This window comes from Methylobacterium nonmethylotrophicum (assembly GCF_004745635.1).
GTDB classification, from domain to species: Bacteria; Pseudomonadota; Alphaproteobacteria; order Rhizobiales; family Beijerinckiaceae; genus Methylobacterium; species Methylobacterium nonmethylotrophicum.
In genome coordinates this window covers 65941-75494 of sequence record NZ_SRLB01000030.1, presented here as the reverse complement: position 1 = coordinate 75494, position 9554 = coordinate 65941, and the positions used below count along the sequence as shown (strand labels likewise).

The 9554-nt window shown below is 66.0% G+C and carries 7 protein-coding genes and 3 pseudogenes; 2 read left to right on the top strand and 8 right to left on the bottom strand.

Annotated features, from left to right (window positions below; translation table 11 throughout):
• Positions 1–552 precede the first annotated feature (552 nt).
• A pseudogene (locus EU555_RS28600) lies at positions 553–1050 on the top strand (IS66 family transposase); the annotation flags it as partial.
• 46 nt (positions 1051–1096) lie between these two features.
• Here EU555_RS28600 and EU555_RS37265 read toward each other — a convergent pair.
• Positions 1097–1240 (bottom strand): annotated as a pseudogene (locus tag EU555_RS37265) (transposase); the annotation flags it as partial.
• A gap of 64 nt (positions 1241–1304) precedes the next feature.
• Between EU555_RS37265 and EU555_RS28595 the strand changes: the two are divergent.
• A pseudogene (locus tag EU555_RS28595) lies at positions 1305–1835 on the top strand (IS3 family transposase); the annotation flags it as partial.
• A gap of 148 nt (positions 1836–1983) precedes the next feature.
• Here EU555_RS28595 and EU555_RS28590 read toward each other — a convergent pair.
• From EU555_RS28590 to EU555_RS28560, 7 genes are all read right to left on the bottom strand, one after another.
• Positions 1984–3240, bottom strand: a complete 1257-nt coding sequence (locus EU555_RS28590) for an NAD(P)/FAD-dependent oxidoreductase (protein WP_135418776.1) — start codon at positions 3238–3240, stop codon at positions 1984–1986.
• Positions 3241–3376: 136 nt separating this feature from the next.
• The gene (locus EU555_RS28585) at positions 3377–4135 is read right to left on the bottom strand and encodes an amino acid ABC transporter ATP-binding protein (protein WP_135418775.1); all 759 of its coding nucleotides are present in this window, start codon (positions 4133–4135) and stop codon (positions 3377–3379) included.
• A gap of 53 nt (positions 4136–4188) precedes the next feature.
• A complete protein-coding gene (locus EU555_RS28580; RefSeq protein WP_135418784.1) occupies positions 4189–4848 on the bottom strand; it encodes an amino acid ABC transporter permease in 660 nt (219 codons plus the stop codon).
• A gap of 21 nt (positions 4849–4869) precedes the next feature.
• Positions 4870–5571, bottom strand: a complete 702-nt coding sequence (locus EU555_RS28575) for an aspartate/glutamate racemase family protein (RefSeq protein WP_135418774.1) — start codon at positions 5569–5571, stop codon at positions 4870–4872.
• A gap of 104 nt (positions 5572–5675) precedes the next feature.
• Positions 5676–6506 carry a transporter substrate-binding domain-containing protein gene (locus tag EU555_RS28570; protein ID WP_245524544.1) on the bottom strand — a complete coding sequence of 277 codons (831 nt, stop codon included), beginning with the start codon at positions 6504–6506 and terminating at the stop codon, positions 5676–5678.
• Positions 6507–6567: 61 nt separating this feature from the next.
• Positions 6568–7698, bottom strand: a complete 1131-nt coding sequence (locus tag EU555_RS28565; RefSeq protein ID WP_135418772.1) for a saccharopine dehydrogenase family protein — start codon at positions 7696–7698, stop codon at positions 6568–6570.
• An 11-nt stretch (positions 7699–7709) separates the two neighbouring features.
• Positions 7710–9500 (bottom strand): thiamine pyrophosphate-binding protein, encoded by a 1791-nt coding sequence (locus EU555_RS28560; protein ID WP_135418771.1) that lies wholly within the window; start codon positions 9498–9500, stop codon positions 7710–7712.
• Between the last annotated feature and the right edge of the window lie 54 nt (positions 9501–9554).

Here is a 9554-nt window from a genome sequence, read left to right as displayed (position 1 = left end):
CTGAAGGTCACAGGTTCAAATCCTGTCCCCGCAACCAACCGAAACGAACAAGCCCGCCCGGTCACCCTGGCGGGCTTTTCGTCATTCCCATCGCGGGTGGCATGACCGTTCCCCTTGCCATCCCTGAGTGCCGCATCGCGCACTTCGTCGAACGACACGATGATCACCTCCTCACCCCGGCGCGATGGGATGCAGCCAGCGGCCGGTGCCCAAGCGGACATGAAAGTCGGTCCCCGTTCATAGCGGGCATGCGACCTCCCACGAGGCGCAGGAGCATATCGGCGCTGGTGGGCGGCCAGTTCCTGCCGCCAGGCGAACGCCGGCCGCGCCACCAAGCACGAGGCCGGAGATGTGCTGCGGGTAGTAGGTGGCGCTCCGGCACGGTCTGCACTCCAGCCTGCTGTTCCGATGGTGGCGCGCTTGCTGACCGAGCAGCAGGCTGTAGCTGTCGCCGCGCCGTCGGGCTTCATCCCGCTCGCCCTGCCGCCGGCGACCGTCGGGGTGAGCGTCCGCTCGCGCACCTGGCGGCCTTCTCCGGCGTGCTGGTGGCACGGCTATGCCGGGTTCAACGGGCTGTACGAGGCCAGGCGGGCGGGCGGCGCCCTGACCGAGGCGGAGTGCTGGGTGCATGTGCATCGCAAGATCTTCAACTTGCACGCGGCGACGGGTTCGGCCCTCGCAGCGGAAGCGCTGGAGCGGATCGGGGCGCTCTACGGGGTCGAGCGCGAGCTGCACGGAAAGCCGCCTGATGCCCGCACCCGCGAGCGACAGACCCGCTCGACGCCGCTGGCCAAGGCGTTGCGCTACATGCTGGCGCACTGGCCGGCGCTCATGCGTGCCTTCGACGATGGGCGTCTCGCTTTCGACAACAACGCGGCGGAGCGGGCGCTGCGCAGCGTGGCGGTCGGGCACAAGAAATACCTGTGTGCCGGGTCCGAGCTGGGCGTGGAGCGCGCGGCGGCGTTCTACACGCTGATCGAGACGGCGAAGATGAACGGGCTCGATCCCGAGGGCTACCTGCGCGACGTGCTCACGCGCATCGCCGATCACACCGAGCAGGCCGCCTGACAAGTTGCTCCGTCACCCAGGGCTCACTCTCGCGCAGGTCGACCTTGAATGGGTCGTAGCTCGACAGCATCGGCGCGATCAGCGCCCATTGCGCGTCCGTGAAGTCACTCGGGTAGCGACGACCCTCGTCCTCGTAGAGATCGTGTAGAGATCGCGATCTGCCTGTGTCCACATCGGCTCCTCCTGCCAACGACAACGCACGACTGCGCTATCAGTCAAACAGGATCTGACGGTAGAACGACCTTCCGATCGCCTCCACCCTGCTCAAGCAGCTTTTCTCGGCCGCGTTGCCCAACCAGGTCTGGCCGGCAGAGGTCACCTCCCTGCCCATGGCAGACGGGTGGCTCTCTCTGGCGCCGTCCTTGATCTCGCCATCCGCAAGATCGTCGGCTGGTCGATGCGCGACCACATGCGGACTGAACTGACGTCGGCCGCTCTGATGATGGCCACCCAACGGCAGTGGTCGCCTGCCGGGCTCATCTGTCACTCGGACCGCGGCAGCCAGTACGCAGCGGAGGCTTACCGCAGGCAACTCGCCGACATCGAGGCGATATCCTCCATGAGCCGCGCCGGCTGGGGCTCACAACAATGCCCCGATGGAGAGCTTCTTCCACACCCTCAAGGTCGAACTCGTCCACCAGCGACGATGGGCGACCCGGAATGAGGCCCGACGCGACCTGTTCGCTTACATCGAGGGCTGCGACAATCGACAGCGCCTCCACTTGACGCTTGGCTACATCACGCCCGAGCCGGCCGAGCGGAACTAACCCCGTTTCCGCGAAAACGGAGGAGGATCAGGCGTCGAGGATAATGACAAGCCGGACATAACAGATCAGTTAGCTTCATCAGCAAAAATCTCACGAATAAATCCATGAAATGCAAATATTTATTAAAGCCATCATTGTAAATATTCATTCACAAAAATCGCCGAGGATCAAATGGCGTGATCTCGATGTTGGTGACCTTGCCGCCAATCAGATCGGCCGCCAAGCGTCCGGTTGCCGGGCCCGAAGCCAATCCGACATGACCATGACCGAATGCGTATACGACGTCCGGGGAGCCAGACGACACGCCGATCACCGGAAGTCCGTCAGGCGTTGATGGACGATGACCTAACCAGCGCTTCACCTCGTCCTCGTTTGCTCGTAGTTCCGGATACGCGTTATTCGCGTGTCGAAGGAGAATCGCGGTGCGGCGCCAGTCTGGAGCAGAGGCAACGCTCGCGAGCTCGACCTGACCAGCGGCCCTGAGACCGCCGGAAGTCGGCGTGTTGGCCATCTTGCCATCGCTCGGCATGATCGGCGTTCGGGGCGACACGGCCGGAGACGGCACGACGACATGGTATCCCCGTTCGCTCTCCAGCGGCACCTTGTCACCCGCCAGCGTCGCGAGACGTTTCGCGTGGATGCCAGCGCACAACACGGCCCTGTCGCAGACGACCTCGCCGTCATCGGTCAATACGGCCTGGAGGCGATTGCCTGCGAGCCGAAAGCCTTGAGCAGCAGCCTTCCGCATCGTGACACCGAGGGAGCATGCATGCGCCGCGAGTGCCGCGACATAGCCGCCAGGATCGATGCAGTGTGCGCCCTGCTCGACGAGCACGCCGAACGTGTACCGCCTCGACAAGGACGGCTCGCGTCGGAACAGCTCCTCCGGACCAAGCTCGATCCAGCCGACGCCGTTGTCGCGGCGCAGCCGCCACGAGAGAGCCTCGGCCTCGAACGCGGCCTTGTCCGGATAGACGTAGAGCAAACCTTGGCGACGGATGAGGTCGGGCCGACCGATCTCGCTTGCGAGAGCCGCGTGGCGCGATGGAGCATCGGACAGGAGGCTGGCGAGCGCCTTGGCGGTCCTCTCCACCTTCTGCACGGTGTTGCCTGCCAGCACGAAGCGCAGGAGCCATGGGGCCAGGCGGGGCAGGTGCGACCAGCGGATCGTCAGTGGACCGGTCGGATCGAGAAGGTAACCCGGCACCTTGCGCCAGAGGCCTGGCATCGACATGGGCACCACTGAGGCGGGGCTCAGCCAAGCGCCGTTCCCATAGCTGGTCGCCTGCGATCCGCCGGGCTCGCCGGGCTCGATAAGGGTGACCTGAAACCCATCCCGGACAAGCTCGAGAGCGGTCGATACGCCGACGATACCGGCGCCGATGACGGCCACGTGAAGGGGCATGGAAGCGCTCCGATATCGTCCGCGGACAAGCGGGATCCCAGCAGACTCCTCCGTCGTCGCGGCCGGCACTCAGGACGGTCAGCACGAGGGAGGTGAAACGAGCCGGCACCCGCACTCCGCGGGCGACGAAGTGACGTCAAACCGCCGCCTTGTGGAAATGGCTGAGGAACGCTTTCGTCGCGGCCTGCTGCGGATCCTCGATGACCTGCCGTGCCGGTCCCTCCTCGACGACGAAGCCGTCGCGCATGAACACGCACGTGTCGGCGACGTCGCGGGCGAACGCGATCTCGTGCGTGACGAGAACCATGGTCATCCCATCCGACGCCAGTTGCCGCACGACCTGCAGGACCTCCCCGACGAGTTCGGGATCGAGCGCCGAGGTCGCTTCGTCGAAGAGCATGACCTCCGGCTTCATTGCGAGCGCTCGGGCAATGGCAACCCGCTGCTTCTGTCCGCCGGACAGCCGGTCCGGGTAGACATCGGCCTTCTCCTTGAGGCCCACCTTGTCCAGAAGCTGGAGCGCGAGCTCTCGCGTCTCCTCCTTGCCCCTGCCGAGCACCGTGACGGGCCCCTCCATGACGTTCTGAACGACGGACATGTGGGGGAACAGATTGAAGTTCTGGAAGACCATGCCGACCTTCGACCGGAAGGCGGCGAGCTCCTTGTCCTTCGGCATCTTGTGATCCTTGTCGAAGCGCATCTCGTGCGTCCCGATCCGGATCGTCCCCTCGCTCGGAATGGTGAGGAGGTTGAGGCAGCGGAGCAGGGTCGACTTGCCGGATCCGCTTGGGCCGATCAGCGACACGACTCCGCCCTTGGGGACTCTCATGGAGATGTCCTTGAGCACGGGCAAATTTCCAAAAGACTTCTTGACGTGCTTGACCTCGATCATCATGGCCTCCGAAGCATCCCGCGCGGCGATTGTCTGAATGGGTCCCGTGCCGACACTCACCGTGCGAGTCTCTTTTCAAGGCCATGGGCGAAGGTCGTCAATGGGAACAGGATGATGAAATAGAGGACCGCGATCATCGTGTAGACTTCGAGGGGCTTGTACGTGGCCGAGGTGATCAGCTGTCCTTGATAGAGCAGGTCGGGGACCGCAAGCACGGACAACAGCGAGGTGTTCTTCAGCTGCAGGACGACCTGGTTGACGAGAGGCGGGATCATCCGCTTGAGTGCCTGCGGCAGCACGATGCGCTTGAGCAGCGCCCCTTGACGCATGCCAAGGGCACGTCCTGCATCCCACTGGCCAACGTCGATGGAGGCGATGCCGCCGCGGATGATTTCCGCAAAGAACGACGCTCCGTAGAGCGTCAGAGCGATGAACGCTGCGGTCGCCGGCTTGAGCTCGACGCCGATCACGATCGGGAGCGCATAGTAGATCCAGACCAGCTGCACGAGCACGGGCGTGCATCGGAAGATCTCGATGAAGGCCACGAGCGGGATGGTAACCGCCTTTGCATTCGCCAGGCGTGCGACGGCGATCAGGCCGCCGACGGCCAGACCGGAAATCGCGGTGAGGATGGTGAACCCGATCGTGTACAAGGCGCCGATGGCAATCAGGCTCTTGTACTGATATAGAAATGAAAAATCCCACTCGTAAGCCATCATCTCCTCCGGTCCGCCATGCTAGTATTGTGCTTGCAAAAGGCCCGTATAAAACCAGCGGCCCAAGGTAATGATGTCGAAGACGGGAACTTCGAACCGATCAGCGACGGCCTTTGAGAACGGCGGAAGGTTGGTGCATTCCATCAGGATGGCACCGATGTCTCCCCGCGCCATCAGGCGGCCGGCAGCCCCCAGGACGTCGCGCGCCAGGGCATCTGCATCGTAAGCCGCGCCCCGCTCGATCAGGCCGCGCAAGGCCCCGTTCTCCGGCAGGCCCACGACCGGCGTGGACGGATCGGCCCCCACCTCGACGAAGTGCGCCGACGTGAGCGCGTCGGCGTCGTAGGTCACGACACCGGTCCGCTTGCCGTGGGGAAGGCAGCGGTCGATCAGGGGAAGCTGCATCAGGCTCGACGTGGCCAGGGGCAGCGGCATCAGGGCGGCGAGGGAACGCTGCCGTGCCGCCAGGAAGCCGCACGACGTGATGATGCCGACGGCTCCGCGAGCCCGCAATGCCTCCCCCGCCTGCACGAAGGCGTCGCCCAACCCTGCATCCTGCCCCCCCACGACCCGCCGTGCGGTGGCGCCGCGCACGATCTCGAACAGGACCGGGAAAGGCCAACTCGACGCATGCCCGACGTCACCGGGCGGCCGCTCGAACGTGGTGTCGAGCATGATGATGCCCAACGGTGGGGCCGAGGGTCGGGCGGGGTCGGGGGGCATGCGTCGCGTCCTTGGGTCGAGCCCCGTGGGCACGGCCCGGACGGATCGTCTCGGACCGCGGCAATGATGGGCGTGCCGCGGCCTCCCGCGCCGCAGCGCGTGCGTCAGAAGGTGATCTCGGCCGGGATGTCCTCGGATTTGACGCCCACCAGCTCCAGGCTGGAGGTGATCCAGCCCTTCATGGCGCCGAGCCCGCGGTTGTATTCGAGCCAGTTGTCGACGAAGGTCCGGAACCGCGGATCGGGCTCGGACCGCACGCCGGCACAGGTCGGCTGCGCGCTGGCGGGCGTCGGAACGATGATCTTGCCCACCTTCGGGTTCTTCTTCACGGTCACCAGCGACAGCATCGCGACCTGGATGACGCAATCGGCCCGGTTCGACTGGACGGACAGCATGGCGTCGTCCGGGGTCTTCAGCGCGAGCAGCGTGGCGTTCGGCAGGGTACGCCGGGCGAACAGGTCGTGGGTCGATCCGATGTCGACGGCGACGCGGACCTCCGGCTTGTTGAGGTCGGCCCAGGTCTTCGGCTCGAAGCCAGGCTTGGCGATGATCGTGAACGTGTTCAGCATGATCGGCCGCGTGAACTCGACCGTGAGCGCGCGCGAGGGGGTCGGCGACAGGCCGAACATGATGTCGATCTTGTTGGCCTGGAGGTCGAGCACCGAGTTGCCCCAGGTGGTCTCGGCGATCTCGACCTCGGCGTCCATCACCTTGGCGAGGTCTTGCGCCATGCTGACGCAGAAGCCTGACCACTCGCCGGACGCGATGTCCTTCTTGTAGTACGGCTCTGTGCCGACGATGCCGGCGATCCGCAGCTTCTTGGTGCGCCGGATGCGCTGGAAGGTGTTCTCGCCCGCCGGAGCCGTCTGAGCCTGAGCGCTGCCGATCGGGGAAAGCGCCCCCGCGAGCGTGCCGGCGCCGAGAAGCGATGCCATGTCCCTGCGTGATACCATGATCGTGGCCCTCTCCTGGATAGCTTGGCGGTTCCTTAGTACCTCAGACCGCGTGGCGGGAGTCCTGTTTGTAGACGGCCTTCGCGGCCTCCGACCCGCGCGACTCGTTCGTGAGGCGCGCTCCGGCCCTGGTCGACAGGAAGTCCGCCAGCCGGGCGTCCTCCTGGCGGACGAAGCCCTTCTGCGGGAGCTTGCCCGAGAGGAAGAGTTCGACCATCGCCACGCAGCCTGCCGCGGTGGTGAGCTGGATCGCTCCCAGCTCCGGCGTGCCGTCATACCGGAGGACGATGGACTCCTCTTCCATCCGCCCGTTCTTCTGGCCGATGCCGGTCACGAAGATGACGACCACGTCCTTGCGCGTGAATGGCGCGGCATGGTTGAGGATGCGCCGCATCGTCTCCTTGTCGTCCGCCAGTTCCAGGCCGCGCAGCAGGAGCTTCATGATCTCCGCGTGGCCGGGATAGCGTAGCGTCTTGTAGCTGAGGTCGCGCACCTTGCCGGCGAGGGTCTCCGTCAGCGTCCCCAGGCCGCCCGAGGTGTTGAAGGCCTCGTAGGCGACACCGTCGATCATCACGCTCTCGATGCCTTCGAGCGCCGGGACGAGGATCGGCTGACCGTCGAAGACGATCTCGCACGGGTTGCAATACTCGTTGATCAGCCCGTCGACGGACCAGGTCACGTTGTAGCGCAGGGCGTTGGTCGGATAGAGCGGCAGCGCGCCGACCCGCATCTTGACCGTCTTGAGCGTGTCGAAGCGCGACGCCATGTCGGCGCCGAGCACGCAGATGAAGCCCGGTGCGAGACCGCATTGCGGCACCAGGGCGACGTCGGACCGCGCACCGATCTCCTTGATGAAGGCGGTGGTGGCCACGTCCTCCGTCAGGTCGAAATAGTGGGTCCCGGTCTCGACCGCGGCCGTCGCGATGCCCTTGTTCACGAAGTAGGGGCAGGCACTGACGACGATGTCGCGCGTGCCGAGCAAAGCCTTGACGGACGGGACATCGGACGCATCGACGACTTCGGTCGCGTAGGCAGAGGACGCTGCGTTTTTAAGTTGGGACGCCGACGCGTCGGCGAGGGTCACGTCGTGACCCTGCTCCGCCAGCATGGAGGCGATGATGGCGCCGATCTGGCCTGCCCCCAGGACGGCGATACGCTTAGGACGCTGTATCATTGTGTTGTTCCTTAGAAGGCGGCCTGGACGCCGACGGCCTCGGGATCCACGCCGACCTTCTTCAGCCAGGAGAAGACGGGCGGCAGCCGGTCGGCGATCGATTCGACCACGACGTCGATGAAGACGGGCTCGTCGAGGGCGAAGGCCTCCTTCAGGGCGGCGTCGAGCGCCTCCGGCGTCTCCACGCGGAAGGCCTTCATCCCGTAGACGTTGGCGAGCTTGCTCATGTCGTAGGCGTTGAAGTCGACCCCGAAGGTCGGGTCGTTGGCGCGCACGTCGCGAGGCTGTCCGGCTCGCTCCGGATCCTGGCCGGCATGGTGGCGGTCGGTCACGCGCTGGAGCGCCTTGATCCAGCCGAAGCAGGCGTTGTTGAAGTGGATCAGCACCGCCGGGACCTGGAGGCGGGTCAGGGTCTCCAGTTCGCCCGCCGACATCCCGAGGGAGCCGTCGCCGAACAGGCCGACGGGCTTGCGGTCCGGAGCGGCGAACCAGGCTCCGATGACGGCGGGGATCGCGTACCCTAAGCCGCCGAAGAAGCGCGGGATGATCAGCTTCGAGGCGGGGTCGTGAAGGCGCAGGAAGCGCGTGGCGTAGGGCGTGGGCGTGCCTGCGTCCGAGACGACGAAGCAGGGGCTCGGCAGGACCTTGTTGATCGCCTCGATGACCCGCTCCGGCCGCAACGGCGCGGCGTCGCTGGTCAGGAGCGGCTCCATCTCCTTCCAGAACTCGCCGCGACGCTCGTTGATCTCGCCGACCCAGCCATCCGTGCCCGGGGTGAAATCAGTCGGCACGCCGTCCAGCATGGCGTCGATGACGGCCTTCGCATCGCCGACGAGCGGGAAGTCGATGGCGTAGGTGTTGCCGACCGTCTCGGGATCCAGGTCGATCTGGACGATCCGGGTGTCGCCGCTCTGGGTCGGCCATTGCCAGTTCATCGTGGCGACCGAGCCCATGCGGCAGCCCACATAGACGACGAGATCGGCGCGACCGAGCGCCCAGAGGGCGTGCGGGTGGAAGCCGTTGTCGCCGATGATGCCGATGCCGAGCCGATGGTCGTCGCGGATCACGCCCTGGCCGGTGATGGTCGAGACCACCGGGACATTCAGGCGCTCGGCGAAGGCCGTGATCGAGGCCGCCGCGCCGGACCGGTTGGCGCCGCCGCCCGCCAGGATGAGGGGCCGCTTGGCCTGCAGGATCGCGTCGAGGGCCGCCGACAGGTCGGCCGCCTCGGGCCGGACGCGCGAGGAGGGCGCCCGCACGCACTGGCGCTCCACGTGCAGGGAAACGCCGGTCTCCGGCAGCGTCTGGTAGAGGATGTCCTCGGGCAGGGACAGGACGACGGCACCGGGCTGCCCCGCCGTCGCCTCGCGGAACGCGCGCCGGACGAGCTCGGGCAGCTTCGCGATGTGGGTCAGCGTCTCGGCCCGCTTGGAGATCGGGCGAAAGAGTTCCTCGACGGGAAGCTCGGTCAGCGTCCCGCGGCCGACACCGCCGGTCGGGATGTCGTTGACGAGGAGGATCAGGGGAACGGACGACTTGTTCGCTTCCGCCACGCCCGGGAGGCCGTAGAGGGCACCGGCACCGCTCGGCACCTCGGCGACGCCGGGCTTGCCCGTCAGGCGGGCATAGCAATCGGCCATGTACACCGCGGAGCGCTCGTCGCGGCAGGTCACGTGACGCGGCGGATTTTGCGCGTCCCGCAGCGCCACATAAAGCGCGACGTTGGTGTCGCCCGGAACGCCGAAGATGACCTCGACGCCGTAGCTGGACAACATCTCGATGAGTGCGGTTGCGCCGTTCATGCTGGTCTCCCGTGATGGGGAGGGTCATGAAGCGTGGCCGCGCCATCCGAAATC

Excerpts from the sequence above, each read along its gene's own strand:
- EU555_RS28580 (WP_135418784.1), bottom strand. The coding sequence starts at position 4,848 with ATGGCTTACGAGTGGGATTTTTCATTTCTATATCAGTACAAGAGCCTG.
- EU555_RS28590 (WP_135418776.1), bottom strand. The coding sequence starts at position 3,240 with ATGCCCCTTCACGTGGCCGTCATCGGCGCCGGTATCGTCGGCGTATCG.
- EU555_RS28560 (WP_135418771.1), bottom strand. The coding sequence starts at position 9,500 with ATGAACGGCGCAACCGCACTCATCGAGATGTTGTCCAGCTACGGCGTC.
- EU555_RS28570 (WP_245524544.1), bottom strand. The coding sequence starts at position 6,506 with ATGGCATCGCTTCTCGGCGCCGGCACGCTCGCGGGGGCGCTTTCCCCG.
- EU555_RS28565 (WP_135418772.1), bottom strand. The coding sequence starts at position 7,698 with ATGATACAGCGTCCTAAGCGTATCGCCGTCCTGGGGGCAGGCCAGATC.
- EU555_RS28585 (WP_135418775.1), bottom strand. The coding sequence starts at position 4,135 with ATGATGATCGAGGTCAAGCACGTCAAGAAGTCTTTTGGAAATTTGCCC.
- EU555_RS28575 (WP_135418774.1), bottom strand. The coding sequence starts at position 5,571 with ATGCCCCCCGACCCCGCCCGACCCTCGGCCCCACCGTTGGGCATCATC.